General features: G+C 39.9%; 27 protein-coding genes. 14 read left to right on the top strand and 13 right to left on the bottom strand.

The features are described 5' to 3' along the window. Positions 1-87 precede the first annotated feature (87 nt). A complete protein-coding gene (locus ACVC7S_RS00800; RefSeq protein ID WP_447265838.1) occupies positions 88-1029 on the bottom strand; it encodes a hypothetical protein in 942 nt (313 codons plus the stop codon). A gap of 161 nt (positions 1030-1190) precedes the next feature. Next, entirely contained in the window at positions 1191-2042 is an 852-nt protein-coding gene (locus tag ACVC7S_RS00795; protein WP_447265837.1) for a metallophosphoesterase family protein, read from the bottom strand. Positions 2043-2234: 192 nt separating this feature from the next. Between ACVC7S_RS00795 and ACVC7S_RS00790 the strand changes: the two genes are divergently transcribed. The 3 genes from ACVC7S_RS00790 (at position 2235) to thrS (ending at position 5447) form a co-directional block, all read left to right on the top strand. Beyond that, complete coding sequence (locus ACVC7S_RS00790; RefSeq protein ID WP_447265836.1) at positions 2235-2609, top strand: hypothetical protein; 375 nt, start codon at positions 2235-2237, stop codon at positions 2607-2609. Between the two features lie 257 nt (positions 2610-2866). Then, positions 2867-3493, top strand: coding sequence for an AAA family ATPase (locus ACVC7S_RS00785; protein ID WP_447265835.1), 627 nt, complete (start codon positions 2867-2869; stop codon positions 3491-3493). A gap of 10 nt (positions 3494-3503) precedes the next feature. Then, positions 3504-5447, top strand: a complete 1944-nt coding sequence (gene thrS, locus ACVC7S_RS00780; RefSeq protein WP_084877786.1) for a threonine--tRNA ligase — start codon at positions 3504-3506, stop codon at positions 5445-5447. Between the two features lie 212 nt (positions 5448-5659). Here the strand turns inward: thrS and ACVC7S_RS00775 are convergent, their stop codons facing one another. From ACVC7S_RS00775 to ACVC7S_RS00735, 9 genes are all read right to left on the bottom strand, one after another. Beyond that, the gene (locus tag ACVC7S_RS00775) at positions 5660-6709 is read right to left on the bottom strand and encodes a DUF389 domain-containing protein (protein ID WP_447265834.1); all 1050 of its coding nucleotides are present in this window, start codon (positions 6707-6709) and stop codon (positions 5660-5662) included. Further along, positions 6706-7029, bottom strand: coding sequence for a potassium channel family protein (locus ACVC7S_RS00770; RefSeq protein WP_000825751.1), 324 nt, complete (start codon positions 7027-7029; stop codon positions 6706-6708). The genes ACVC7S_RS00775 and ACVC7S_RS00770 overlap by 4 nt, the downstream gene beginning before the upstream one ends. After that, complete coding sequence (locus ACVC7S_RS00765) at positions 7026-7385, bottom strand: hypothetical protein (RefSeq protein WP_000397555.1); 360 nt, start codon at positions 7383-7385, stop codon at positions 7026-7028. Before ACVC7S_RS00765 ends, ACVC7S_RS00770 begins: the two co-directional genes overlap by 4 nt. Next, a complete protein-coding gene (locus ACVC7S_RS00760; protein WP_006151097.1) occupies positions 7310-7612 on the bottom strand; it encodes a TMEM175 family protein in 303 nt (100 codons plus the stop codon). The genes ACVC7S_RS00765 and ACVC7S_RS00760 overlap by 76 nt, the downstream gene beginning before the upstream one ends. 719 nt (positions 7613-8331) lie before the next feature. Next, positions 8332-9381, bottom strand: a complete 1050-nt coding sequence (locus tag ACVC7S_RS00755; protein ID WP_447265833.1) for a DUF389 domain-containing protein — start codon at positions 9379-9381, stop codon at positions 8332-8334. A gap of 580 nt (positions 9382-9961) precedes the next feature. Next, positions 9962-11950: an ABC transporter permease gene (locus ACVC7S_RS00750; RefSeq protein ID WP_447265832.1), complete on the bottom strand. Its 1989-nt coding sequence runs from the start codon at positions 11948-11950 to the stop codon at positions 9962-9964. Between the two features lies 1 nt (position 11951). Continuing rightward, positions 11952-12710, bottom strand: coding sequence for an ABC transporter ATP-binding protein (locus ACVC7S_RS00745; RefSeq protein WP_447265831.1), 759 nt, complete (start codon positions 12708-12710; stop codon positions 11952-11954). 327 nt (positions 12711-13037) lie between these two features. After that, positions 13038-14012 carry a sensor histidine kinase gene (locus tag ACVC7S_RS00740; RefSeq protein ID WP_447265830.1) on the bottom strand — a complete coding sequence of 325 codons (975 nt, stop codon included), beginning with the start codon at positions 14010-14012 and terminating at the stop codon, positions 13038-13040. Further along, the gene (locus ACVC7S_RS00735) at positions 14005-14682 is read right to left on the bottom strand and encodes a response regulator transcription factor (RefSeq protein WP_447265829.1); all 678 of its coding nucleotides are present in this window, start codon (positions 14680-14682) and stop codon (positions 14005-14007) included. Before ACVC7S_RS00735 ends, ACVC7S_RS00740 begins: the two co-directional genes overlap by 8 nt. Before the next feature lie 320 nt (positions 14683-15002). Between ACVC7S_RS00735 and ACVC7S_RS00730 the strand changes: the two genes are divergently transcribed. The 5 genes from ACVC7S_RS00730 (at position 15003) to ACVC7S_RS00710 (ending at position 19706) form a co-directional block, all read left to right on the top strand. Further along, the gene (locus ACVC7S_RS00730; RefSeq protein WP_251938340.1) at positions 15003-15572 is read left to right on the top strand and encodes a TetR/AcrR family transcriptional regulator; all 570 of its coding nucleotides are present in this window, start codon (positions 15003-15005) and stop codon (positions 15570-15572) included. A gap of 86 nt (positions 15573-15658) precedes the next feature. Continuing rightward, on the top strand, positions 15659-16435 hold the full coding sequence (locus ACVC7S_RS00725; protein WP_447265828.1) for a ferredoxin reductase: 777 nt from the start codon (positions 15659-15661) through the stop codon (positions 16433-16435). Positions 16436-16546: 111 nt separating this feature from the next. Beyond that, positions 16547-17620, top strand: coding sequence for a DUF2974 domain-containing protein (locus ACVC7S_RS00720; RefSeq protein WP_447265827.1), 1074 nt, complete (start codon positions 16547-16549; stop codon positions 17618-17620). 161 nt (positions 17621-17781) lie between these two features. Further along, positions 17782-18975 (top strand): ferredoxin reductase family protein, encoded by a 1194-nt coding sequence (locus tag ACVC7S_RS00715; RefSeq protein ID WP_447265826.1) that lies wholly within the window; start codon positions 17782-17784, stop codon positions 18973-18975. Positions 18976-19076: 101 nt separating this feature from the next. After that, positions 19077-19706, top strand: a complete 630-nt coding sequence (locus ACVC7S_RS00710; protein ID WP_447265825.1) for an MBL fold metallo-hydrolase — start codon at positions 19077-19079, stop codon at positions 19704-19706. Between the two features lie 38 nt (positions 19707-19744). Here the strand turns inward: ACVC7S_RS00710 and ACVC7S_RS00705 are convergent, their stop codons facing one another. After that, entirely contained in the window at positions 19745-21637 is a 1893-nt protein-coding gene (locus ACVC7S_RS00705; RefSeq protein WP_447265824.1) for a M13 family metallopeptidase, read from the bottom strand. Between the two features lie 179 nt (positions 21638-21816). Between ACVC7S_RS00705 and ACVC7S_RS00700 the strand changes: the two genes are divergently transcribed. The 6 genes from ACVC7S_RS00700 (at position 21817) to ACVC7S_RS00675 (ending at position 26205) form a co-directional block, all read left to right on the top strand. Further along, the gene (locus ACVC7S_RS00700; RefSeq protein WP_447265823.1) at positions 21817-22539 is read left to right on the top strand and encodes a metal ABC transporter ATP-binding protein; all 723 of its coding nucleotides are present in this window, start codon (positions 21817-21819) and stop codon (positions 22537-22539) included. Then, a complete protein-coding gene (locus tag ACVC7S_RS00695) occupies positions 22536-23384 on the top strand; it encodes a metal ABC transporter permease (protein WP_000559774.1) in 849 nt (282 codons plus the stop codon). Before ACVC7S_RS00700 ends, ACVC7S_RS00695 begins: the two co-directional genes overlap by 4 nt. A gap of 25 nt (positions 23385-23409) precedes the next feature. Then, positions 23410-24342 (top strand): metal ABC transporter substrate-binding lipoprotein, encoded by a 933-nt coding sequence (locus tag ACVC7S_RS00690; RefSeq protein ID WP_447265822.1) that lies wholly within the window; start codon positions 23410-23412, stop codon positions 24340-24342. Positions 24343-24454: 112 nt separating this feature from the next. Beyond that, a complete protein-coding gene (gene tpx, locus ACVC7S_RS00685) occupies positions 24455-24949 on the top strand; it encodes a thiol peroxidase (RefSeq protein WP_447265821.1) in 495 nt (164 codons plus the stop codon). 83 nt (positions 24950-25032) lie between these two features. Continuing rightward, complete coding sequence (locus ACVC7S_RS00680; protein WP_447265820.1) at positions 25033-25698, top strand: metal-dependent transcriptional regulator; 666 nt, start codon at positions 25033-25035, stop codon at positions 25696-25698. Positions 25699-25791: 93 nt separating this feature from the next. Next, entirely contained in the window at positions 25792-26205 is a 414-nt protein-coding gene (locus ACVC7S_RS00675; RefSeq protein WP_061408434.1) for a hypothetical protein, read from the top strand. Positions 26206-26235: 30 nt separating this feature from the next. Here ACVC7S_RS00675 and dtd read toward each other — a convergent pair whose 3' ends face one another. Further along, positions 26236-26679, bottom strand: a complete 444-nt coding sequence (gene dtd, locus ACVC7S_RS00670; RefSeq protein ID WP_447265819.1) for a D-aminoacyl-tRNA deacylase — start codon at positions 26677-26679, stop codon at positions 26236-26238. Between the last annotated feature and the right edge of the window lie 3 nt (positions 26680-26682).

Raw genomic sequence — 26682 nt, 5'->3', positions numbered from 1 at the left:
CAATTATTACCACAAAAAAGTATCCTCTAAAAAAGCCTTGTATTCCCTAATAAGTCCAATGACATAGAGAATACAAAAGCTTATCCTTTATCCAATTTTACGAGCAGTTCCCTTTGTTTTGTGACTTGACCAGACTGAACTGATAGAAATCCCCGCACCAACCAAGGTAAAAACAGCTAACATCCCTAGATTAAAGAAATAATTATCTGGATATTCTCCGCTGGCAATTAGTTCATTGACCACTCGGAAAGCATAGGCAAACTCAACCCCTAGTTGAGCTACGACTTCCATTGCCAAATCGATTTGATTTACTAAAAAGACTGTAACTACCATCAAAACAACAGAAATCAGAATCCCTTTTCGTGATAACTTTCTTGCAAACATTTCATATCCTTTAATGGTACAAATTCCAAGAACAAGCCCCGCTGCGACAGCTACATAACCAAGACGTGCGATGAAAAGAGCAACCGCCCCACCAATCAAGGCTCCAAGTAAGGCTCCAATGGTTCCAAGAAGAACATTTTCCTTCTGACTGTGATAAGAATCCATTTCAATTTGAAGATTACTCTTCAAAAATTGATAGCTTTCTTCATTGATAATGAAAACCGACTCTCCTAATTGATAAAGACTAACTGGCCCCTCTTGACCACTGTAACCACATACTTGAACGAAGTGATGGGATTCAAGGAAATCTACAAAGTCTCTTATAAGTGTCTGTAACTTTTCAATTGTCTTTGATTTGCGCATCGCACCTTTGACAACGATAGATACAGTGTACTGATTAATAGATAAGGTTGACAAGTTTGGAAGTGATTCGCTCTTAAAGTCATCCCACACCAACTCGTTTTCTTCTGAATCCGCAGGATTGCCATTCAAGCTCACACTGACACTAAGTCGAAACTGATTTTTTACATCTGCTTCATGTAGCAATAGCAGGTAGCCTGATTGCACGCCATAAATGCTTCCAGACTCCTCATCAAACTGTAGGCCTAATCCCGACGCAATTACCTGTAATTCTTCTGGCTTCATAAATAATCTCCCTATTATTTTGAACATCAATTAGTATGATGTTCAAATTATATATTTTTCCACATTCTAGCATAAATTTTATAAGTAGTCAATTCGTTTCCTTTTTGACTTCCCAAGAAACAGCTGTCATCAGACTATCCTATTTCTAGTCAAAACTCCTTTTAAAACCAATCCTTCTTTTCTCTTTCCATCCAAAGTTCAACATCTTGATCATAACCTTCTTGCTCGCTAATCTTCCCCAACAATTCATGGTTATGAGTGTGGTGAATTCCATTTACCAAGCTTTCATAGTAAACCTGAAAATAAGGAAGCTTTAAATCCTTAGCCAGCTGCAATTCGGCTTCTACATCATAATCCACTCGACGAAAATCAACATCAGACAAACCTGCTTCATCAAACTCTAAAATCATATACTGAGCCCGCAAGTCCTTACGCAACTTCGCATCTAGAAAGAAAGGTTGTCCAATGGAACCTGGATTAAGAATCAACTGTCCATCACTTCCGTAACGAAGCAACTGTTGATGAATATGACCATATACTGCGATAGAGGCGTGTGGATTAGTGACCAATCTATCAAAATCTTCTTGCTTTCCCGTATGAATCAACTCTCTACCCCAGTTTTTATCAGGGAGATGGTGAGTTATTCCTACCATCAAATCACCAAACTGACGATGAACTTGCATGGGTTGATTATTGAGGTCTTCGATTTCTTCAGGGCTGACTTCCTCTAAGATGTACTGACTTTGACGCAGGAGATAACGATGGCTCGCTTTTGTAGGGTCTAACTTGCGATGCAGGCCTCGCCAGAGACTATTTTCCCAATTACCAAGAACTCTTACTGTAATAGGCAAGCTAGCTAAGAGGTCTAAAATCCTTCTACGTCCTGTTCCTGGCATCAGAATATCCCCTAAAAGCCAGTATTGGTCTACCTCTGCTGCTTTAGCATCAGTCAGAACAGCTTCCAAAGCTGTCGTATTTCCATGTATATCTGAAAGAACTGCTATTTTGGTCATTCTTTCTCCTTACTCTCTTACTTCTTTTGTTAGTATTATAACAGAAATGCCATAAAATAGAGTCGTTTCTGCTCTCCTAGAAAACTTGGAAAATCACTCCTTTCTTGCTATAATATGAGTAAAGAGAACCTTCATTTATAGCAAGATACTCTTCAGTATCACTCTTTTAGCAAGGATTGGAGGACTATTGCCATGAAAAAATATCTTAAGTATATCCCATACTGCCTTGTCATTTTCTTCTTTTACTGGCCCCTCTATGAACTCCTCTCTCTACTCATCTCTGACCCATATACACTGAAGGGACTGTACATTTACAACATCATCCTCTTTTCACCTCTGGTAACCTTTATCGTATCGCTACTTTATAGCTGTCGATTTCATTTCTCACTTTGGTGGCTACTCGGTATTGGTCTGCTCTATTGCTTTACCATCATCACCTTTGGCGAGTTCATCCTGCTTTACTTCCTAGCCTATGAGCTCTTTGCCCTACTTGGCTTGGTTTCTGGTATGGGTATCAAGCATCTCCTCCAAAGAGAGAAAAACAAAAAAATTATACAAAAGCCTTGAAAAATCTCGCAATCATGCTATAATAATGCATAGAGACAAGTCACTTAGTCCCTTTCTACTAGAGAGTGCGTGGTTGCTGGAAACGCATAGAAAGCCTAAACTGATACTACTCTACTGACTTTTATGCAAACATAAAACGGTGGCTACGTTAAAGCCAATCAGAGGTGTCAACAGTTTTTGTTGTGCATAAATGAAGGTGGAACCACGTTGCGACGTCCTTTTAGGATGTCGTTTTTATTTTGTCAGAAGGAGGAAGAATGATGCTTTATATGATTGGCGGATCGCCTTGTAGTGGAAAGTCAACAATTGCCTCACTTCTTGCTAGACAGTATCAACTACTTCATATCAAACTGGATGATTTGGTAGAAGAGATGATGAGTCAAGCAAGTGCAGACTCACAGCCAATTTGCCTTCTTAGGCAGGATAGAAATCCAGAACAAATCTGGATGAGAAATCCAGAAGAGATGGCAGATGAAGAATGGCGCTTTTATGAAGAGATTTTTCCTTATGTAAAATCTTACTTGATAAAAAATCAGAACAGACCTCTCTTGGTGGAGGGAGCTGGACTTTTGCCTCACTTGGTAAAGGAGCTCGAATGTCAAGCATCATCCTATCTTTGCTTGACTCCGATAGCTGATTTTCAAAAAAAGCATTATATACAGAGAGAATGGGTTCCTTATGTCTTAGAGGGTACAACCAACCCTGAGCAAGCTTTTGAAAACTGGATGCAACGAGACATTCTTTTTGCTCAAATGGTGCGTAAGGAAGCGGTGAGATTAGGCTATCCTAGCCTCATAACAGATGGCAGTCAATCAGAGAATCAGACTGCGGAAGAAGTTGCTCGGCTCTTAAAATTGTCCAACAAAAAAAGAATAAATATTTAAGGAGAAAACCATGATTAAGATTACTTTCCCAGATGGCGCTGTTCGTGAATTCGAATCTGGCGTTACTACTTTTGAAATTGCCCAATCTATCAGCAATTCCCTAGCTAAAAAAGCCTTGGCTGGTAAATTCAACGGCAAACTCATCGATACGACTCGTGCTATCACTGAGGACGGAAGCATCGAAATTGTGACACCAGATCACGAAGATGCCCTTCCAATCTTGCGCCATTCAGCTGCTCACTTGTTCGCCCAAGCAGCTCGTCGTCTTTTCCCAGACATTCACTTGGGAGTTGGTCCAGCCATCGAAGATGGTTTCTACTATGATACAGACAACACAGCTGGTCAAATCTCTAATGAAGACCTTCCTCGTATCGAAGAAGAAATGCAAAAAATCGTCAAAGAAAACTTCCCATCAATTCGTGAAGAAGTGACTAAAGACGAGGCACGTGAAATCTTCAAAAACGACCCTTATAAGTTGGAATTGATCGAAGAACACTCAGAAGACGAAGGTGGGTTGACTATCTACCGTCAGGGTGAATATGTAGACCTCTGCCGTGGACCTCACGTTCCATCAACAGGCCGTATCCAAATTTTCCACCTTCTTCATGTAGCAGGTGCTTACTGGCGCGGAAATAGTGACAACGCGATGATGCAACGTATCTACGGTACAGCTTGGTTTGACAAGAAAGACTTGAAAAACTACCTTCAAATGCGTGAAGAAGCCAAAGAACGTGACCACCGTAAACTTGGTAAAGAGCTTGACCTCTTCATGATTTCTCAAGAAGTTGGTCAAGGACTTCCATTCTGGTTGCCAAATGGTGCGACTATCCGTCGTGAATTGGAACGCTACATCGTCGACAAGGAGTTGGCTTCTGGCTACCAACACGTTTACACTCCACCACTTGCTTCTGTAGAGCTTTACAAGACTTCTGGTCACTGGGATCATTACCAAGAAGACATGTTCCCAACCATGGACATGGGGGACGGGGAAGAATTCGTCCTTCGTCCAATGAACTGCCCACACCACATCCAAGTCTTCAAACACCATGTTCACTCTTACCGTGAATTGCCAATCCGTATCGCTGAAATCGGGATGATGCACCGTTACGAAAAATCTGGAGCTCTCACTGGTCTTCAACGTGTGCGTGAAATGTCTCTCAACGACGGTCACCTCTTCGTTACTCCAGAACAAATCCAAGAAGAATTCCAACGTGCCCTTCAGTTGATTATCGATGTTTATGAAGACTTCAACTTGACTGAATACCGCTTCCGCCTCTCTCTTCGTGACCCTCAAGATACTCACAAGTACTTTGATAACGATGAAATGTGGGAAAATGCTCAAACCATGCTTCGTGCTGCCCTTGATGAAATGGGTGTGGACTACTTTGAAGCTGAAGGTGAGGCAGCCTTCTACGGACCAAAATTGGATATCCAAGTTAAGACTGCTCTCGGAAAAGAAGAAACCCTTTCGACTATCCAGCTGGACTTCTTGCTTCCAGAACGTTTCGACCTTAAATATATCGGAGCTGATGGTGAAGAACACCGTCCAGTTATGATCCACCGTGGGGTTATCTCAACTATGGAACGCTTCACAGCTATCTTGATTGAAAACTACAAGGGTGCCTTCCCAACATGGCTTGCACCACACCAAGTAACTCTCATCCCCGTTTCTAACGAAAAACATGTGGACTACGCATGGGAAGTAGCTAAAAAACTCCGTGACCGTGGTGTCCGTGCTGATGTGGATGAACGCAACGAAAAAATGCAGTTCAAGATCCGTGCTTCTCAAACCAGCAAGATTCCTTACCAATTGATCGTTGGTGATAAGGAAATGGAAGACGGAACTGTCAACGTTCGTCGCTATGGCCAAAAAGAAACACAAACTGTCTCAGTCGATGACTTTGTGCAAGCTATCCTAGCTGATATCGCCAACAAATCACGTGTGGAAAAATAAAACGATCACTGTCTGAGAAACATTTTTCAGTAAGAAAAAGCAACAACTGAAATAGTTGTTGCTTTTTTATATTTTATTTAACCTGAGCTAGTCGTGATTGGTCAAACCACCACAAATGGTATCCTCATCAACAATCCTTTCTATCCACTAACTGTTGGATATAGGATATCCTCCCAACATTTGCTTCCATGAGTTAGATAAGTTCAATATCCTCAATCCTTGTCTGCTTCATTTTCTTTTACGAGATCTTTTTGTGAATCTTTTTCAGAGAGTTTTTGATCGATATACTTGTTAATGTTTTCATAAAATTCCTTGGTCATCTCACTATCTAATTTTATCGAATTATGGACTTGATTGACTTTTAATTGAACAGATTGAATACCGTAAGAGGCTTGTTTTTGGTGGATCCTTTCTAATTCTTCTTCTGAAATCGGATCTCCAACAACCGTCAAGACTAATTCATTGTCCCTTGACTTATAGACTTGATTAATAACCGTATGATTGGCGAACTCTTTTCCTACAAACTGTTTGATCCCTTCTTTTCGTGCTTGATCCATCGTCAGAGTGACTGCTGAATAGCTGGCTGGAAGGACCAATAATACAATCAAGGATATCAAGCCAATTTTCATTTTAATGTTTAGCTCTTTAAATGAACTTAAGGGAGATTTTCTCATCAAAATTCTTGTTCCAATAATGTTGGCTAGCATGATAAAGGCACAGTTGATCAAGAAAAGATAGAGAGCCCCAAATAAAAATCGTACATTTCCGTTAGCTAAACCATATCCTGCAGTACAGATAGGTGGCATCAGAGCTGTTGCAATGGCTACTCCTGGCACGATATTGTTTGCTTCTTTTTTCCTTGACCCAATTACACCTGCTATCCCACCAGCAATAGCAATGAGAACATCCCAAATGGTTGGAGAGGTTCGTGCAATCAATTCGCTACTTGCATAAGATAAGGGAGAAATCCAGAAATACAGAGTCGAAACAAGCAAGCTGACCAATACTTGAGTAAATAAAACCTCTAAAGATTGCTTGATTAAACGCGTATCAAAAATAGCTAAACCAAATCCGAGTCCAACAATCGATGTCATAAGAGGGGAAATCAGCATGGCTCCAATAATGACAGCTGTTGAATTCATATTTAAACCTATAGAGGCAATAAAAATCGCACACATCAAAATCACTGTATCTCTCAATCGAACATGAAGGTCATCGTATAATTTCTCACGGTATTCCCGTGTTGAATAATTGGCAGTCATTTGTCCTCTCCTCTTTCCTTATTTAAATTGGTATAATAATTAAAAATAACAGCTGATAAACAGCCAAAAAATATGAGCCCATAAATCGTCAAGAAGACACTGGTAATCCTTCCAATCAAGGTCACAGCTAGGAGATCCCCGTAGCCGACAGTCGTCGAAGTCACAAAAGCATACCAAAGACCGTCTCCGTAATTTGTGATAGCAGGTTCAACTAGGAAAAGCACGCCTCCTGACCCAAAAACAAAGGTCACAAAACTCAGAGCAAACCGAGTAAAACCCGTAACCTGCATAATATGCCATAACATTTTTAAACGTTTCATTTGTTCTCCTTATTCATACTAGCTCCTGACCGAGCCGTTTTTTTCCAATAATCAAAGTGAAGATAGGACATGATCTCCATCAGAGAAAGATAGACAAACTGATAGATCTGATTTAAGCTGATTATCAACTGATATTGTTTGAAAAATGACTGGAAGAAAGACCAGATATGACTGTCTTGAATCAGTCCCTTCTTAATATCAGACAGGATATTAGCTAAAGCTCCCAAGGACTGAAACGGTAAATCCTTGACATTTATATAGATCCGGTCCACCACATCATTCAGACTGGTATCTTGGATGGCATGAAATTCTCCAAAGAGAACTCCTGCCGCTCCAAGAGTAGAAACAAATTCCACCAAATAATTTCTGAGGAAATTTTCTCAACCTTTTCCCATAATGTGTTTAGTGCCATCCATAACGATCCCAACCAGAAAAAGGAAAGAAAACAAGCAAAGAAATTTTGCCGTAAATCCCAAAAAGCTTCAAGACTTGGTGTTGTTGGTTTTTCTAACTCTAAAACCAAGATGGTCATAATAATTGCTAGAACAGCATCTGTCAATACAATTAATCTGTCTTTCTTCATCGGATTGCATCCCCTTTCTTTTTTGTAACATTCTATCTTATCGCATAATATTGGATATTCTTTCATAATCCGACTACAAACAAAAATAAACCAAAAAGTATGTCCCTATTATACTATATTTAACTCTAGAAGTATTCATCCATCTAATTAATAAATATATCATATTTCACAATAAGTGAATACTATCAAAGATTCATCCCCTTTCACTTCATCATGTAGTGTTGCTTAGATTTATCAAAAACAACCAAATTTGTATTAATTTCAAGTATCACCTAGTTACAAAAATTTGGGGTGAACAGAAAAATCATCCCGTATTTTTGATACGAAATGCTTTCAATAAGTTTAAATAAGTTTTAACGTTTACTAAATTGTGATGCTTTACGAGCTTTTTTCAAGCCTGGTTTGGAAAGTATGAATTTCAGTTGGACTAAAAACAGCGTAATATCAAGACTTTTCTCCGCTTTTATAAAAGCTTTTTTCCAATCAAATTCAACTAATTTTATCCGAATGGTGTGGATTTTACCCCCAAAATTACAGAGAATGGAGCTGATAAACACTAAACGTTCACACCATTAGTTAAATGATTTTTTGTTCATCATTTTTCTTAGATGATAGAACTTCTAATTTATTTCTTATTCAAGCAAAAACAACCTGCTATAAGTAAGAAAGAGGAAGATACAAGAAAAACACGGCGTAAAAACCGATTCAGTTCATTGTCCTCAATCCTTGTCTGCTTCATTTTCTTTTACGAGATCGTTTTGTGAATCTTTTTCAGAGAGTTTTTGATCAATATACTTGTCAATGTTTTCATAAAATTCCTTGGTCGCTTCACTATCTAATGTTGGCGAGTTCTGAACTTGATTCACTTTCAATTGAACAGATTGAATACCGTAAGAGGCTTGTTTTTGGTGGAGTGTTTCTAATTCTTCTTCTGAAATCGGATCTCCAACAACCGTCAAGACCAATTCATTGTTACTTGACTTGTAGACTTGATTAATAACCGTATAATTGGCGAACTCTTTTCCTACAAACTGTTTGATCCCTTCTTTGCGCGCTTGTTCTATTGTCAGAGTAACTGCCGAATAGCTAGCTGGAAGAACCAATAATACAATCAAGGATGTCAAGCCAATTTTCATTTTAATATTTAGCTCTTTAAATGAACTTAAGGGAGATTTCCTCATCAAAATTCTTGTTCCAACAATGTTGGCTAGCATGATAAAGACACAATTGATCAAGAAAAGATAGAGAGCTCCAAATAAAAATCGTACATTTCCATTAGCTAAACCATAGCCTGCAGTACAGATAGGTGGCATCAAAGCTGTTGCGATGGCTACTCCTGGCACGATATTGTTTGCTTCTTTTTTCCTTGACCCAATTACACCTGCTATCCCACCAGCAATAGCAATGAGAACATCCCAAATGGTTGGAGAGGTTCGTGCAATCAGTTCGCTACTTGCATAAGATAAGGGAGAAATCCAGAAATACAGAGTCGAGACAAGCAAGCTGACCAATACTTGAGTAAATAAAACCTCTAGAGATTGCTTGATTAAACGCGTATCAAAAATAGCTAAACCAAATCCGAGTCCAACAATCGGTGTCATAAGAGGGGAAATCAGCATGGCTCCAATAACGACAGCTGTTGAATTCATATTTAGACCTATAGAGGCAATAAAAATCGAACACATCAAAATCAGTGTATCTCTTAATCGAACATGAAGGTCATCATATAGTTTCTCGCGGAATTCACGTGTTGAATAGTTTCCAGTCATTGGTTACTCCTTTTATTTCATATAATCTTGTTTCTGCATGGATGATGGTAGAGAGACTTCTGTCTAAACTGACATGTTTTTAATTCTTACCAATGATTCTTTTGAACATTATCTTTTAAATAACCATCAGTCCATCCTACATATTATATCAAAAATTTTACATTCTTTCTCTGAGCAAATCAATTAATTTAAAAGATAGAGAAAGGAAGAAATTTTTGTATCCTTATCCGAAGAAAAAGAAAAACGATATCTCCTCTGAAAGTAGATACCTTTTTAATGTTTAAACATGATGAGTTTATAGCAGCAGTCCTAGCTGATATCGCCAACAAATCACGTATTGAGAAATAAGAGATAAAACCTGGTACAAAATCCCAGCTACTAAAAAAGAGGCTGGGACAAAAGTCCTAGCCTCTCAATTGTCTTTGGATTGTCGAGCAAGACGCAGTGGTTGAGTGGGCTCTACTACGCTGATTTCATCAGCTTTTACAGCCCTACTCAACTGTGCGGAGGTGGGACGACGAAATCGAATTCTAACGAATTAACGATTTCTGTCCTACTCTCTTTTTTGATGTTTCTATTTTTACATTTGAACAATTCTACGATAGCTTCTTGAAGTAATCATAAAGATAAGTACGTAGATGAGGGCAAAGATACCACATATAGAAAGTGTTACGGTTAACATCATGGCTGTATCAATAACTCCGATAACCTTGAGAATCAAACTTAACATGTGATAAGCAAAGGCCAAATGTAGAAAGGCGAAGATTAGCGGAAGGAAGAAGACAGTCAAAACTTGCTTGTTAATAGTTTGCTTGATTTGTTTTTGGTCTAAGCCAACTTTTTGCAGGATAACAAAGCGCTCACGGTCTTCATATCCTTCAGAAATTTGTTTGTAGTAGATGACCAGAACGGTTCCGACCATAAAGATAATGGATAGGAAAATACCAATAAAGAAGACACCGCCAAAGAGGACACTCATTTGAGCACTAGCATCTGCTAGATTGCTACCATACACATAGCTACCTTCAGTGTTTAATTGAGCATTAAACTTTTGTAAGTATTTTTCATATTCTTCAGCGACCTTGATTTGTTCTTCTTCACTGATATTTACATTCATACCACCGTAAAGCTGATTATAGATAGCCGAATCAGGGAATTGGTCCAAAAAGGCTTGTAAATCTGGAACAACAAGATAATTGTAATCAGCAGTAAAAATATTAAACTGATTTGGGACGTGGTTAACAATGAAATCTCTAGTAAATTCTTCTTTTACAGAAAATTGATGGTCATTTAAAGTTAGGTTTTTCTGTCCTTTTAGTCCATCATTCTTAGCAAAGAGTCCGACCTCATTGCCTGATAGAGAAAGTTTTTGACCAGTCATATTTTCATAATCTTTTTGGTCAAATACCATGAAAACTGTTTTTGGTTGGACACGGTTTTGTCCTTTTTCAAAAATGGTTAACTTGGTTCCTTCTTGATTTGCAACACCAAAGTTACTGTAACGAAGAACTTCTTTCTCTTTGACACTATAACCTTTGTCACTTGCAAACTGGCTTAAGAGTTTGTCCAAGTCTTCTTTTTCAACATTTTGTCCAGTAATCCCAAAGTCATGCGGATTCATCACTTTTTTAAAGCTTTCTGAGGCATTGAAAATGCTTGTTGCTGCTGACATGGTTACCAAAACCATTGTTGACAAAATTGCGATAGTTGCTAGTCCAACCGCATTTTTCTTCATACGGAAGATCAAGTTGGACACTGAGATGAGATTATTTGGTTGGTAATAGTATTTCTTATTTTTCTTTAAGATTTGAAGGAAAACTGTAACCCCTGCATTGAACAAAAGATAAGTACCAAAGATAACCAGCAAAACAGCTAGGAAAAATGTTGTTAGGGCTGTAAGAGGATCTTTTACTGTAAGGGCAAGATAATAGCCAATCCCTAAGCTAACGGAACCAAGAATGGTTTGGAGAAGAAGGAAGCGACCTTTTTTCTCTCCACTTGCTTTCTCACGCGAGAGCTGGAGGGCATTCATACGGGCGATTCGAAGGGCATTCAGAAACATGAGGCCTAGGAAAATCAAACCAAAGACAACAAGTACTGTAATGACAACTTTCATCTGGAAGGTAGCGACCATCTCAACCTTTAATTTCATCAGTTTAAGCAAGAACGCGAAAATCAACTTGTCAAACAAGGCTCCGACACCGATACCTGCTCCAACAGTTAGAATTCCAAATATCACCAACTCTTTAAAGGTCATACTGATCAGATGACGCTTCTCCAAGCCCAACATACCATAAATCCCCAACTCCTTGGAGCGGTTTTTCATAACAAAACTATTGGCATAAAGGACGATAATGGCTGACGCAAGGGTGACGACAAACATACCAAATCCTAGAGTAGCTTGAATGGTGGATCCTCCACGGATTTCCGCAATCTTGGGATTGAAGGTCAGAGAGTAAAAGAGATAGCTGATAGTGACTGCCAAAATGACAGCCAAAGCAAACGGATAATAGAGTTTGCGGTTTTTGATTAAGTTGGATATGGCCAGCTTATTGGTTAATCGAAACATACTAGTTCACCTCACTTGCCATAACAGTCAAGGTGTCAGAGATTTCTTGGAACATCTGACGATCCGTCTTTTCACCTCGATAAATTTGATTATAGAGAATACCGTCCTTGATGAAAAGAACACGTTTTGCACGGCTGGCCGCAGCTGTTGAGTGGGTTACCATGAGAATGGTCTGTCCTTGCTCGTTGATCTGATCAAAGATATCAAGGAGGGCTGCAGATGATTTAGAGTCTAGGGCTCCTGTTGGCTCGTCCGCAAGAAGAATTTCTGGTTCTGTGATGATAGCCCGTGCAACTGCTACCCTTTGTTTTTGCCCTCCAGAGATTTCATAAGGGTACTTCTCCTGCAATTGATTGATGCCAAGATTTTCGGCCGTCACGACCAATTTTTTCATCATTTCTGTAATAGGCTTTCTAGACAATACCAAAGGGAGTAAGATATTGTCTTTAACAGAAAGCGTATCTAACAAATTGAAGTCTTGGAAGACAAAGCCTAACTTTTCACGACGGAAGCTTGATGCTTCAGAATTTTTAATGGTGGCTGTGTCAATTCCGTTTAGGAAGACCTGCCCACGCGTTGGCTTGTCAAGCATAGCAAGAATATTCAGTAGAGTAGATTTACCAGATCCAGACTCACCCATGATAGCGACGTAGTCGCCTTTTTCAACGGTAAAGTGAATATCTTTCAGGGCTTCTACTTGATTGCCTTGAAAGCGAGTTTTATAAATCTTTTGAACGTGTTTTACATCTAATAGTGTCATTTTAACTTCTCCTTTTTAATATCCCATTAATTGAAACTGAGCTTGCATCATTTCGATGCCGATTCGAACTCGCTCAATATCCTTTGGACACGGCTTACTTGTATGTTTCTTTTGTAAAATTGTTTTCATAGTTTCTCTCCTTTTTCTTTATGCTCTAAGTTTACTCCAAAAAAAGATGGCTTGCCATAACATAACCTTACAAAAGAGGCCTTTAATCTTACATTTTTGTAAGATTACATTTTTTATCTAATTGAAGCCTTTTTTCTCACTATATCAAGGTCTAAAGAAGAGCTTGAAAGGTTTCTTCCAAGCTCTTCACAATTCTTTTCATTCAATCAGTAAATTCACTTCAGAGAACTTAATCCTCACCGTTGTTCCTTGCCCAAGCTCGGATTCTATTTGAATTTGATGTCCTAATTCTTGGCTGATTTTCTGGGTTAGATAGAGCCCAAGTCCAGATGACTGCTGGGTCATTCGACCATTATATCCTGAAAATCCACGTTCAAAGACTCGCAACCGATCACTGTTTTTGATACCAATCCCAGTATCTTTGATGCAAAGGTCTGAACCTTCCATGTAGATTTCAACCCCACCTTCATTTGTGTACTTGAGGCTATTTGATAGGATTTGTTCAATGACTACCAACAGCCATTTTTTATCCGTCACAATCCTTCTGTCCAAGTCATGCAGATTAATACTTAGATCTTTCTGGATAAAGAAAATAGCATATTTGCGAATGACTTCCTTGACCAGATCTTCTATATTTTCTTTCTTCAAAACCAAATCATCATGGAAGCTTTCTAAGCGTAGATATTGGAGAACGAGGTTGGTATAGGAATCAATCTTAAAAATTTCCTGCTCCATCTGTTGCTTCAGTTGGCGATCCGCCACCTCGCTCACTAGGAGTTTACTGGCTGCAATTGGTGTTTTTATCTGATGAACCCAGAGTGTATAGTAGTCCACCAAATCATTATAGCGGTTTTCAGCATCTGATTTCTTTTGATAGAGTTCAGATTCACTTTTCTCCAATTTTTCAGTTAGAAGGGCTTCCATTGGTGACTTAGCTTTTCTTTCCCCATAGAGCAATTCCTTACGATAACGTTGCAATTCTATCAAGAAATCAAATACCAAAAACAAAAATGTCAAAAATGTAGATAGAAAGAAGAAATAGTTAAAGTAGGGCTCTTGCTTATCAAACAAGATTTCAAAGAGAAAAAGCAAACCTGTAAGCGATAGAATAAAAGCAAAAAAACGGCTACGCGAACGGATATAAGCTAGAAAAAAACTTTTAATATCAAGCATGTTTCAATCCATACCCTATCCCTTTCTTGGTTTCGATAAAACCAATTAAACCTTCTTCCTCCAGTTTCTTGCGCAAGCGAGCGACATTAACAGACAAGGTATTGTCGTCGATAAAAAAGTCACTGTTCCAAAGTTCCCGCATCAAATCATCACGCGCTACGATATTTCCAGCATGCTCAAATAAAACTCGTAAAATCTGAAATTCATTCTTGGTTAGGCCGATAGCTTTGCCATTGACATGCACATCCATAGACTTGGTATTGAGAATAACTCCAGCATACTCTAAGAGACTTTCATCTCGTCCAAATTCATAAGAGCGGCGCAATAATCCTTGTACCTTAGCTAAAAGGACCTGCTGGTCAAAAGGCTTGGTCACAAAATCGTCAGCTCCCATATTAATAGCCATCACTATGTCCATAGCCTGGTCTCTTGAAGACAGAAACATAATAGGAACTTTGGAAATCTTGCGAATTTCCTGACACCAATGATAACCATTAAAGAGAGGCAATCCAATATCCATCAGGACCAGATGAGGCTCAGACTGAACAAATAACGTCAGAACTTCCATAAAGTCTTCTACCAAAACGACTTGAAATCCCCACTCAGAGAGCAGTTTTCCCACTTGTTGTCGAATAACTTGGTCATCTTCTACTAGTAAAATCTTGTGCATGCGCTCCTCCTTTGCTCTTGTTCAAACTATAAAAAACCTTAATAAAAAATCTATGAATTAGTAACTCAACTATTTGGCTATTTATCTTTCAAATCCAGATTCGGAAACGAAAGCTAAATAGAGAATAATCCCATTGATATCATACCTTATTTTTAACTATAGTTCCAGCCTTATCCTATATTTTCTTTTTTGTGCTCATTTAGTTAGCGTTTCTTTAACTTATTTAATAGATCTAGCCTTCTTATTGACAAGCTGGCAATGATTTGTTAGAATATGAATGAACGAACAAATTTATTCATTCATAAAGCAAAGGAGGTTAAATCATATTGGACAAAAAACAAGCTCTAAAAACAGCAGCCTATGACGTTTTTTCGAAAAAAGGTTACAAAGCGACAGGAATTTCAGAAATAGCTAGGCAAGCTGGTATGGCAGTAGGTTCTTTTTATAACTATTACGAGAGTAAAGAAGCCATTTTTCTAGACATCTATATAGATGAAAACAACCGTGTTCGCCAAGCTATGATCGAAGAACTGGATTGGGAAATTGACATGATTGACCTCATTGGTCAACTCTTTGCTCAGTCCAGAGCACTCGTTTCTTCCAATAAAATCCTTGCAGAATGGTACAATCCTGCCATAGCCGATGACTTGCACAGCTACTATTCCTCGGAAGAAGGCAAAGTCGCAAATCCTTTTCATCAGTTTCTAGTTAAAACTTTTACAAATCGTATGCAGGCTGAAGGGTACTCGCCAGAAAAGATTCAAGAGATTTTACAAGTTTACAACCTATTTTACTACATGGATATGCATATTACGGAAAAAGATTTTCCAGATATTGGCAAAACTGTCGAAATACTTGCAACCAACTTCATAAAAGGAGTACTAAAATAAAGAAAATGGTTTTCTTTATTTTTTGGAAATATGTGAATGAATTTATTTTTTGTTCATTCAATAATTAAGATTAGGAGTCATAAAAAATGAAAAGAGGTAAAAAAATGTTTATTATCATTCTGTCAACACTTGGAGCGCTATGTATTATAACTTGGGGTGCCATCGCTTATCTTGGACGAAGCCAGACATTATCGATAAAATCCATCGAAAACCCCAGCGGAAATCTATATTTAATTCATATCACAAAACCGAGTCATCAAATCTGGAAAGCTGGGGCTTACGCTAAGTTTACACTCCCTGATACCTCGTCTACTGCTAGTAAATATGAAGCTAAGGGAGAGCAAACCAGTCGATGGCTAACCATTGCCTCCACACCTGATGAAGATGAAATTCTCATTTTGACTCATAATAGTGGTAGCCACTTTAAGGAAACCTTGACACATTTACCGTCTGGCAGTGAGATTGAGATGAGTTGGTTGGATTCCTCTTTGACTGTTAAAGATACGAATCAGCCACTAGTTTGCTTTGCATCTGATGTCGGCATTTCTGCTCTACGCCCCCTTATCAAAGAATGGGCTGGTAAATGTCCGATTATTCTCAACCATTTTGACAAAGGAGTTACTATTTTCGATAATGAGATGAAAGAACTGGCTCAAAAAACACCGAATTTTACTTATAAAACTAGCGATGAACTTTCTCAAAGTCAAGAATTTTTAAAACGTGCTATTGATGAATACGGCAATCAAGCCAGCTATCTCATCACAGGTCAGCCTGATGATGTAAATGAGATGAAGAAGTTTTTAAAGGAAAATGGGATTGATAGCAAAAACATACAAGTAAGCTCGTTTAGAGGTTTGAAATAGGAGCAATCTATCTTCTATGTATTTCAATCAAACCCTACTAGGTCATTCGAACAAGCCTACTAGCTAATTCTAGGTAAATGTGATAGGATAAACATAGAGAAAGGAGCTTTTATGGCCAATATTTTTGACTATCTTAAGGATGTAGTCTTCGATTCCTTTTATGACCTCCCCGTGAATGAGTTAGATGTTCTTGCCTTGACCGAATTAACCTACCTTGCTTTTGATGGTGTAGTCACCGAAAAACCCCAGCGCCTCATAGATCTTGCGCCCCAAATTCCTAGAGACACGACGATGTTGACCAATAAGAACCGCCTCCAGTTGTTGGATCAGCTCGCTCAACACAAACGCTTTAAAAATTGCAAGCTCTCAGACTTTATCAACGATATCGATCCTGAATTGCAAAAACAGTTCGCAGCTATGGCTTATCGTATCAGTCTCGATACTTATTTGCTTGTTTTTCGCGGAACGGATGATAGTATCATCGGTTGGAAAGAAGATTTTCATATGACCTATATGAAAGAAATTCCAGCTCAAAAACATGCCCTCCAGTATTTAGAGAATTTTTTTGCTCAACATCCTAAGCAAAAGGTTATCCTAGCAGGACACTCAAAAGGAGGCAATCTAGCTGTCTATGCTGCCAGTCAACTTGATCCAAACTTGCAGAAAAACATTGTCGCTGTCTATACTTTTGATGCCCCTGGGCTTCACAAGGAACTAACCGAAACACCTGGCTATCAAAACATGATGGAAAGAACGAAAGTGTTTGTCCCACAAGGTTCTATCATTGGGATGATGCTGGAAATTCCTGATAAAAAAATCGTTGTTCGAAGCACTGCCTTGGGTGGTCTTGCCCAGCACGACACCTTTAGTTGGCAGGTTGAAGACAAACACTTTGTCCAACTGGACGAGACCAATAGTGACAGCCAGCAAGTCGATACAACCTTCAAGGAATGGGTTGAGACGGTCCCTGATACTGAACTGCAGCTCTACTTTGACCTCTTTTTCGGAATCATTCTCGATGCAGGCATCTCCTCTATCAACGATCTTTCTTCCTTCAAGGTTATTGAACACATTCACCATCTCTTTGTCCAAGCTCAATCCCTCACTCCTGATGAAAGAGAAATCATGGGACGACTAACCCAACTCTTGATCGACACCCGCTACCAAGCTTGGAAAAATCGTTAAGATAAGAAAGTCAATGAATCACCGATTCGTTGGCTTTTTTAGAAAAAAGGGACAGAAAAGCTAGCCTAAATCCCAAATCTTGACTACAGATTCATTTTTTGTTAAAATGTAACAAATTTTATTACATCTAACATAAGATAATCCGTGAAAGGACTTCAACTATGAAATCATTAAAAGGTATTTTATTTATCGGGCTTAGTATGTTTCTGACTATCCTAGCTTGGCTCAGTTCAGGTGTTAGTCAGTTTCTAATCCCTGGTTTAGCTCTCACTACTCTTTCACTTACTTTTATACTAGCTAGCCGTTTACCCTTGCTTGAGGCTTGGTTTAACGGACTTGAAAAGATGTATCTAGCTCATAAATTCACCGCTTTTCTATCTATTCTCCTACTAAGCCTACACAACTTTAGCATGGGAGGTCTCTGGGGTTCGCATTTGGCTGCCCAGTTTGGAAATATCGCTATCTATATCTTTATCAGCATTGTTCTGGTTGCCTATCTGGGACAGTACATCCAGTATGAAGCTTGGAGATGGATTCATCGATTGGTTTATCTAGCCTATATCTTTGGCCTCTTTCATGTTTTGATGATCATAGGAAATCGCCTCCTCTCCTTTAGTTTCCTAGGTCTTATCTTTGGAATCTATGCTATTTTAGGCTTGCTTGCAGGTTTTTATATTATTTTCCTTTATCAAAAAGTCGGTTTCACCTATCTTGGAAAAATCGTAGGAATCAAACGCCTCAACCATGACACGACTGAAATTGAAATAGAACTCAGTCATCCTTTCACCTACGAATATGGACAATTTTCCTTTCTAAAAATTTTCCAAAAAGGTTTTGAGACTGCTCCACACCCTTTCTCCATCTCTGGAGGACAAGGACGAACTCTTTATTTTACGGTAAAAAACTCTGGTGACCACACCAAGAATATCTATGACAATCTTCAAGTTGGTAGCAAGGTTGCAGTTGATTGCGCCTATGGGCATATGACTATGGAACACGGTCCAAAGCAGCAAATCTGGATTGCAGGTGGTATTGGAATTACACCTTTCATCTCTTATATCCGAGAGCATCCTATCCTAGACAGGAACGTCCGCTTCTACTATAGTTTCCGTGGAGAGGAAAATGCTGTCTACCTAAATCTACTTCGAGACTATGCCCGTCAAAATGCTAACTTTGACCTGCAGCTGGTCGATAGTAATGAAAATGGATACCTGACTTTGGAGCAAGAAGAAATCCCTGACCAGACTACTGTCTATATGTGTGGACCTCTACCTATGATGAAGGCCCTTGCTAAGCAGATTAAGAAAAAGAATCCCAAGGCAAAACTCATTTACGAAGGTTTCAAGTTTAAATAAGATCCTTGTCCCTCTAACACAAAAGAGGGACTTTCTTTTCACTTTATTTCTCTCTTCTATGCTATACTTAGTTTAGTACATTCTTTGAGATTGGAGCCAGTATGAAAATCCATAAAACCGTGAATCCCGTTGCCTATGAAAACACCTACTACATAGAGGGAGACCAACACCTGATTGTAATCGACCCTGGTAGCCATTGGGAAGCTATTCGCATGACTATCGAGAAAATCAACAAACCAGTCTGTGCGATTCTCCTGACTCACACCCATTACGACCATATTATGAGCCTTGACTTGGTCAGAGATACTTTTGGAAATCCCCCCGTTTATGTAGCAGAGAGTGAAGCTAGCTGGCTCTATACTCCCGTTGACAATCTCTCTGGCCTACCTCGTCATGATGATATGGCTGATGTCGTCTGCAAACCAGCTGAACACACCTATGTCTTTCATGAGGAATACCAGATCGAAGAGTTTCGTTTTACGGTGTTGCCAACACCTGGCCATTCTATCGGAGGTGTTTCTCTCGTTTTTCCTGATGCCCATCTAGTCTTAACCGGAGATGTTCTATTCCGCGAAACCATCGGACGGACAGACCTTCCTACAGGTAGCATGGAACAACTTCTCCATAGTGTCCAGACTCAACTCTTCACTCTTCCTAACTACGATGTCTATCCTGGGCATGGTCCAGCTACGACCATCGCTCACGAAAAAACCTTCAATCCCTTTTTCTAGCAAAGAAAAAACCAAGGATAATTTCCTTGGTTTTTGTCTTACCAAATAATCACACGATCCTCTGGTGAACGCCACATACCGTCGCCTTCTTTGACATCATAAGTTGTAAAGAAGTCATCGAAGTTTGGCACTTGCACATTGACACGGAGTTTGGCTGGCGCGTGCACATCGACACTAGCCATGAGTTTCATCAACTCTGGACGACCTTTCATGCGCCAGATACGTGCAAAGTTGTGGAAGAATTCTTCGGCTGAGAAGTCTGGCTCTCTCTTGGCAGCTTCAAGGGCTGCAGCAATTCCTCCAAGGTCAGCAACGTTTTCTGATACCGTTAGTTTCCCGTTAATTCTTGCGCCGTAAGATTCTTGGCCATCAAATTGATCGATAACCTTCTGAGTCTTTTCTTTGAAGGCAGCATAGTCATTCTCAGTCCACCAGTCTTTGAGACTACCATTTTCATCAAAGGAAGCTCCATTTGTGTCAAAGGCATGAGAAATCTCATGGGCAATAACCGCTCCGATACCACCATAGTTAGCAGAAGATGACTGATGCAAGTCATAGAATGGAGCCTGTAAAATAGCAGCTGGGAAAACAATCAAGTTCTTCTGAGGATTGTAGTAGGCATTAACCATGTGAGCAGGCATGCCCCACTCCTTGTAGTCAACCGGTTGGTTCCACTTGCTCCAGCTGTGCCTGATTTCCACACGCGCAAAGGATAGAGCATTCTCAAAGAGACTGGCAGTTTCGTCCACTACTTTGTCCTTATAGCGTTCTGGCAATTCCTCTGGATAACCGATATAAGGCTTGATGACATTGAGTTTGACAATGGCCTTGTCTCGCGTTTCAGGTGTGAGCCAGTCGTTCTTAGCCAAGCGTTCCTTATAAACGTCAATCATGGTCGCTACTTTTTTCTCTACGTCAGCCTTAGCTTCTGGGGAGAATTTTTCATGCGCGTACCAGAGACCCAGAGCTTGCTTGAAAGGACCTTGGGCCAAGTGATAAGCTGCCTTGACCTTATCCTGAGCTTCTGGAACACCTGAAAGGGCACGTCCGTAGGCACCTGACAAGACACGAATCTCGTCTGTGAGATAGCTTGTTGAGAGATTGACCACACCCAAAATCAAGGTTGCTCTGAGTAGAGGCCACGCTTCATCACTATAAAATTGATCTGCTGCTTGCCAGAAACGTTCCTCGTCTACGATAACCTTATCTGGAGTTTGCCCAAGAACAGCTTGGAAGAAATCATCCAAAGGTAGGGCAGGGGCAAATTTCTTGAAATCCTCATAAGAATACGGATGGTAGAGTTTGGCATATTCAGAACTTTCTTCGTTAGAAAGCACCACAGCCGCAACTCGACGGTCCAATTCCAATCTCTTCTCTAGTAGGTCTGCGATTTCTTCTTCTGAAAAATCAAAGGCTTTGAGAAGATTCCCCGTACTTTCCTTCCAAAGAGTCAAGAGCTCCTCACGCTGAGGATGGTCTTCAGCATAGTAGGTTGTATCTGGCAAAATCGTCCCTGGTGCACTAGCCCAGAGAACATTGGTTCTGGCATCCATAAAGTCTGGCGATACACCAAATGGAAGGAAGTTTGGTTTACCAGCTAGTTCGAACTCTGCCAGTTTGCTAGTAAAATCTGCAAAGCTCTCCAAATCTTGGTATTCCTTGAGCATCGGAAGGACAGGCTTGATCCCTTCTGCTTCTCTCTTGTCAAAATCACGTACCATACGATGGTACTTAACAAAGTTTGCGAGGATTGCATCCTCTGGAACATCTTCGCCTTCCAACCACTTGTCCGTAGTCGCCAGCATCAACTCTTCAATTTCCTCATCAAGGTCAATAAACCCACCTGTTCGAGATTTATCAGCTGGAATGACAGCTGTCTTTTCCCATTCGCCATTGATTGCATCATAAAAATCATCTTGATAACGTGTCATCTTGTTCTCGCTTTCATTTTTTCACTTATTCTTAGCTTAGCAAAAAACACTTGGGAATGCAATTAAAAATGGTCTCTCTTTTTTCTTCATTTTTCAGTTATTATTTTAAATTTTTCAAAAATTAACTTGACTTAATTTTTTTTTTAATGTATATTAAAAGATAGGAGGAAAACAACTGTATGATACGTATCGAAAACCTCAGTGTCTCCTACAAAGAAACGTTGGCACTAAAGGATATTTCACTAGTGCTCCACGGACCAACTATTACCGGAATTATTGGTCCAAACGGTGCTGGAAAATCAACTTTATTAAAAAGTATGTTGGGAATTATCCCACACGAAGGTCAGGCCTTTCTCGATGACAAAGAAGTCAAGAAATCTTTACATCGAGTTGCCTATGTCGAGCAAAAAATCCATATCGACTACAATTTCCCTATCAAGGTCAAGGAATGTGTCTCACTGGGACTCTATCCATCTATCCCGCTCTTTCACACTTTAAAGGCCAGCCACTGGAAAAAAGTGGCGGATGCACTTGAAATCGTTGGACTCTCAGACTATGCTGATCGCCAAATCAGTCAGCTCTCTGGAGGACAATTCCAACGTGTTTTGATTGCCCGCTGCTTAGTGCAGGAAGCTGACTACATCTTTTTAGATGAGCCTTTCGCTGGAATTGACTCGATCAGTGAAGAGATTATCATGAATACGCTGAGAGACCTTAAAAAAGCTGGTAAAACAGTTCTCATCGTCCATCATGACCTCAGCAAAGTCCCCCATTATTTCGACCACGTTTTGCTTCTCAATCGAGAATTAATAGACCTTGGTCCAACTGAAGAAACCTTTACCGAAGCCAATCTTAAAAAAGCTTATGGTAGTAAGCTCTTCTTTAATGGAGGTGACCTATGATAGCAGAATTTATCGATGGATTGCAACATTTCCATTTCCTACAAAATGCCTTGATAACAGCTATAGTCATCGGAGTGGTTGCTGGAGCTGTGGGATGTTTTATCATCCTACGTGGAATGTCTCTCATGGGGGATGCTATCTCTCACGCAGTTTTGCCCGGCGTAGCCCTTTCCTTTATCCTGGGAATTGATTTCTTTATTGGAGCCATCATCTTTGGCTTGATGGCTTCCATCATCATTACCTACATCAAGGGAAACTCTATCATCAAGAGTGACACTGCCATTGGTATTACCTTTTCATCTTTCTTAGCCTTAGGTGTCATCTTGATTAGTGTTGCCAAGAGTTCGACAGACCTCTTCCATATCCTTTTTGGGAATATCCTCGCTGTCCAAGATACGGACATGTGGATCACCATTGGTGTGGGTGCATTGATTCTCTTGATTATCGGGATTTTCTTTAAACAACTATTGATTACATCCTTTGACGAACTCCTGGCTAAAGCCATGGGAATGCCCGTCAATTTCTACCACTATCTGCTTATGGTGCTCTTGACCCTTGTGTCAGTCACTGCCATGCAAAGTGTTGGAACTATTCTTATCGTGGCCATGTTGATCACCCCAGCTGCGACGGCTTACCTTTATGCGAATAGCCTAAAGAGCATGATTTTTCTTTCATCAACCCTAGGGGCAACCGCTTCTGTCTTGGGACTCTTTATCGGCTATAGCTTCAACCTCGCAGCAGGATCCAGCATCGTGCTCACATCCGCCAGCTTCTTTTTAATCAGTTTCTTTATCTCTCCTAAGCAACGATACTTGAAACTAAAAAATAAAAAAATCAATAAATAAGGGGAAACCCTTCTGGAGGAATCTAATGAAAAAATTAGGTACATTGCTCGTTCTTTTTCTTTCTATCATTGGTTTAGCTGCTTGTGCTAGTGGGAAAAAAGATGCAGCATCTACAAACCAAAAACTGAAGGTTGTAGCGACTAACTCTATCATTGCTGATATTACTAAAAATATCGCTGGTGACAAGATTGATCTTCACAGTATCGTTCCTGTTGGTCAAGACCCACACGAGTACGAACCACTTCCTGAAGACGTAAAGAAAACTTCTCAAGCTGATGTGATTTTCTATAACGGAATCAATCTTGAAACTGGTGGCAATGCTTGGTTTACCAAATTGGTCGAAAATGCCAAGAAAACTGAAAACAAAGACTACTTTTCAGTTAGTGAAGGCGTAGACATCATCTACCTTGAAGGTCAAAACGAGAAAGGCAAAGAAGACCCACACGCTTGGCTCAACCTTGAAAATGGGATGATTTATGCAAAGAACATCGCTAAACAGCTCATTGCAAAAGACCCTAGCAACAAGGAATTCTACGAAAAAAATCTCAAAGACTATACTGAAAAACTAGACAAACTGGACAAGGAAGCCAAAGAGAAATTTAACAATATCCCTGCTGAAAAGAAACTCATCGTAACCAGCGAAGGATGCTTCAAATACTTCTCTAAAGCTTACGGAGTTCCAAGTGCCTACATCTGGGAAATTAACACAGAAGAAGAAGGAACACCTGAACAAATCAAGACCTTGGTTGAAAAGCTTCGCCAAACAAAAGTTCCATCACTCTTCGTTGAATCAAGTGTCGATGACCGTCCAATGAAGACTGTTTCACAAGACACAAATATTCCAATTTACGCACAAATCTTTACTGACTCAATCGCTGAAGAAGGTAAAGAAGGCGACAGCTACTACAGCATGATGAAATACAACCTTGACAAGATCGCTGAAGGTTTGTCAAAATAATCCATTAAAAACGTCATTCTCACCGAATTGGCGTTTTTCAATTTCCGGTCAAATCATTGGAAAAATCTGACAATTCTCGGTAAAATAAAAGAAAAAAGAATGGAGTAGTTTCATGACCACTTTTCTCGGAAATCCTGTAACCTTTACAGGTAAACAACTGCAAGTCGGAGACAAGGCACTTGACTTTTCTCTCACTACAACCGATCTCTCTAAAAAAACGCTAGCTGACTTTAATGGAAAGAAAAAAGTCTTGAGTGTTGTCCCTTCTATCGATACTGGTATCTGTTCAACGCAAACACGTCGATTCAACCAGGAACTTGCCAACCTTGACAACACCGTCGTTCTTACCGTTTCTATGGACCTACCATTTGCCCAAGGACGCTGGTGCGGGGCTGAAGGCCTTGACAATGCCATCATGCTTTCAGACTACTTTGACCATTCTTTCGGGCGCGATTATGCCCTCTTGATCAACGAATGGCATCTCCTTGCACGTGCCGTCTTTGTTCTCGATACTGACAATGTCATCCGTTATGTAGAATACGTTGACAATATCAACACGGAGCCAAACTTTGAAGCTGCTATTGCTGCAGTTAAAGAACTAGACTAAAATCACAAGCATTATGACAGAAAGCTAGAGAAATCTAGCTTTTTTTGGTATACTAGATGGAGAGAATATACAAGAGGAAACGAATGACTCCAAATAAAGAAGATTATTTAAAATGTATTTATGAAATCGGTACGGACATGCAAAAAATCACTAACAAAGAAATTGCTGCCCGTATGCAGGTCTCTCCGCCTGCTGTAACAGAGATGATCAAACGCATGAAAAGTGAAAATCTCATCCTCAAGGATAAGGAGAACGGCTATCTATTGACAGATATTGGCCTCAAACTGGTCTCTGAGCTCTATCGTAAACACCGTTTGATTGAAGTCTTTCTAGTTCACCATCTAGACTATACTAGCGATCAAATCCACGAAGAAGCTGAGGTCCTAGAGCACACTGTCTCTGACCTATTTGTAAAGAGACTGGATAAACTACTGGGCTTCCCTAAAACCTGTCCCCACGGTGGAACCATACCAGCCGAGGGAGAACTCTTGGTTGAAATCAATAACCTGCCACTAGCGGCCGTCCAGGAAGCTGGAACCTATCTCCTGACTCGCGTTCATGATAGCTTTGAACTACTCAAATATCTAGAAAAGCACGCAATTCATATCGGTGACCAACTCCAAGTCAAACAGTTTGATGGCTTTTCCAATAGCTTTACTCTGGTCAACAAAAACGAAGACCTCCAAGTTAGTATGGATATCGCCAAACAACTCTATGTCGAAAAAAATCAACTAACCCCTTATTCCTGAAAGAAATTCCTTTCAGGGATTTTTTATTATTTTGCTTGTAACTCCCATTCATTTGGTGTAGAATGAAGGTAGATAAAAGAGGGAGGTCTTCCTATGAAAAAGCTCTTTAGAATCCATTTCGCAGCCATTGCAGTCAGCGATTTGCTACTATTAGCAATTTTTATCTCCAAAACCGATCTCTCTGTAGACTGGCTCCTGCTCTCTGGTTTTATTTTCATCCTTGCTCAGGGACTACTGCTATTTCGCTTGGTCAACCGACTCAAACATCATTTCGTTGAGATTTATCCTCAAATAAATAAAAAGTTTCGCTTCTACTATTTAGGAGTAGCCATCAGCGATTTTCTATTATTTGTCCTCTTAGCCTTCGCTAGTTCTCAGCGACTTTCCTCTCTTATGCCAATCGTCACTGGTTGTCATTCTACTTTATATTATATAACGGCTAGCCACCTAAGAGAAAACTATCCAGACTTTTACAACAAACATACCTCTTTATGGGAGTGTCTATAAACAAAAACCAAGCCAGCTGGCTTGGTTTTCTTATCTATTTTTTGTATCAAGGATAATGGTGACTGGTCCGTCATTGACCAGCTCCACCTGCATATCCGCTCCAAAGATACCTGTCTGAACAGGTACTTCCTGAGCTAGCTTTTGGTTGAGAGCCTCATAGAAGGCAGATGCCCTATCCGGCTTGGCTGCTCCTGTAAAAGCTGGACGATTGCCCTTCTTGGTATCCGCAAAGAGAGTAAACTGGGAAATAGAAAGGATTTCCCCCTCAATATCCTTGACAGACAGATTCATCTTGCCTTCTGCATCTGAAAAAATCCGCATGTTGACCAGTTTTCTCACAGCATAATCCAGATCTTCCTCCTGGTCCTCTGGGCCAACACCGACCAGTAATAAGAGTCCCTGATTGATTTTCCCCTGAACCTGACCTTCGATATTCACTTGGGCTTTCTTGACTCGTTGAATGATGATTTTCATAAT

This window comes from Streptococcus sp. Z556, assembly GCF_053010225.1.
This window is presented reverse-complemented; position numbering and strand designations above follow the sequence as displayed.

Coding starts and splice junctions, on each gene's coding strand:
- ACVC7S_RS00680 (WP_447265820.1), top strand. CDS start 25,033: ATGACTCCAAATAAAGAAGATTATTTAAAATGTATTTATGAAATCGGT.
- ACVC7S_RS00760 (WP_006151097.1), bottom strand. CDS start 7,612: ATGAAGAAAGACAGATTAATTGTATTGACAGATGCTGTTCTAGCAATT.
- ACVC7S_RS00770 (WP_000825751.1), bottom strand. CDS start 7,029: ATGAAACGTTTAAAAATGTTATGGCATATTATGCAGGTTACGGGTTTT.
- ACVC7S_RS00695 (WP_000559774.1), top strand. CDS start 22,536: ATGATAGCAGAATTTATCGATGGATTGCAACATTTCCATTTCCTACAA.
- ACVC7S_RS00715 (WP_447265826.1), top strand. CDS start 17,782: ATGAAATCATTAAAAGGTATTTTATTTATCGGGCTTAGTATGTTTCTG.
- ACVC7S_RS00710 (WP_447265825.1), top strand. CDS start 19,077: ATGAAAATCCATAAAACCGTGAATCCCGTTGCCTATGAAAACACCTAC.
- ACVC7S_RS00750 (WP_447265832.1), bottom strand. CDS start 11,950: ATGTTTCGATTAACCAATAAGCTGGCCATATCCAACTTAATCAAAAAC.
- ACVC7S_RS00790 (WP_447265836.1), top strand. CDS start 2,235: ATGAAAAAATATCTTAAGTATATCCCATACTGCCTTGTCATTTTCTTC.
- ACVC7S_RS00700 (WP_447265823.1), top strand. CDS start 21,817: ATGATACGTATCGAAAACCTCAGTGTCTCCTACAAAGAAACGTTGGCA.
- ACVC7S_RS00800 (WP_447265838.1), bottom strand. CDS start 1,029: ATGAAGCCAGAAGAATTACAGGTAATTGCGTCGGGATTAGGCCTACAG.
- ACVC7S_RS00690 (WP_447265822.1), top strand. CDS start 23,410: ATGAAAAAATTAGGTACATTGCTCGTTCTTTTTCTTTCTATCATTGGT.
- ACVC7S_RS00675 (WP_061408434.1), top strand. CDS start 25,792: ATGAAAAAGCTCTTTAGAATCCATTTCGCAGCCATTGCAGTCAGCGAT.
- ACVC7S_RS00720 (WP_447265827.1), top strand. CDS start 16,547: ATGGCCAATATTTTTGACTATCTTAAGGATGTAGTCTTCGATTCCTTT.
- ACVC7S_RS00785 (WP_447265835.1), top strand. CDS start 2,867: ATGATGCTTTATATGATTGGCGGATCGCCTTGTAGTGGAAAGTCAACA.
- ACVC7S_RS00725 (WP_447265828.1), top strand. CDS start 15,659: ATGAAAAGAGGTAAAAAAATGTTTATTATCATTCTGTCAACACTTGGA.
- ACVC7S_RS00735 (WP_447265829.1), bottom strand. CDS start 14,682: ATGCACAAGATTTTACTAGTAGAAGATGACCAAGTTATTCGACAACAA.
- ACVC7S_RS00745 (WP_447265831.1), bottom strand. CDS start 12,710: ATGACACTATTAGATGTAAAACACGTTCAAAAGATTTATAAAACTCGC.
- ACVC7S_RS00755 (WP_447265833.1), bottom strand. CDS start 9,381: ATGACTGGAAACTATTCAACACGTGAATTCCGCGAGAAACTATATGAT.
- ACVC7S_RS00740 (WP_447265830.1), bottom strand. CDS start 14,012: ATGCTTGATATTAAAAGTTTTTTTCTAGCTTATATCCGTTCGCGTAGC.
- thrS (WP_084877786.1), top strand. CDS start 3,504: ATGATTAAGATTACTTTCCCAGATGGCGCTGTTCGTGAATTCGAATCT.
- ACVC7S_RS00775 (WP_447265834.1), bottom strand. CDS start 6,709: ATGACTGCCAATTATTCAACACGGGAATACCGTGAGAAATTATACGAT.
- tpx (WP_447265821.1), top strand. CDS start 24,455: ATGACCACTTTTCTCGGAAATCCTGTAACCTTTACAGGTAAACAACTG.
- ACVC7S_RS00705 (WP_447265824.1), bottom strand. CDS start 21,637: ATGACACGTTATCAAGATGATTTTTATGATGCAATCAATGGCGAATGG.
- dtd (WP_447265819.1), bottom strand. CDS start 26,679: ATGAAAATCATCATTCAACGAGTCAAGAAAGCCCAAGTGAATATCGAA.
- ACVC7S_RS00795 (WP_447265837.1), bottom strand. CDS start 2,042: ATGACCAAAATAGCAGTTCTTTCAGATATACATGGAAATACGACAGCT.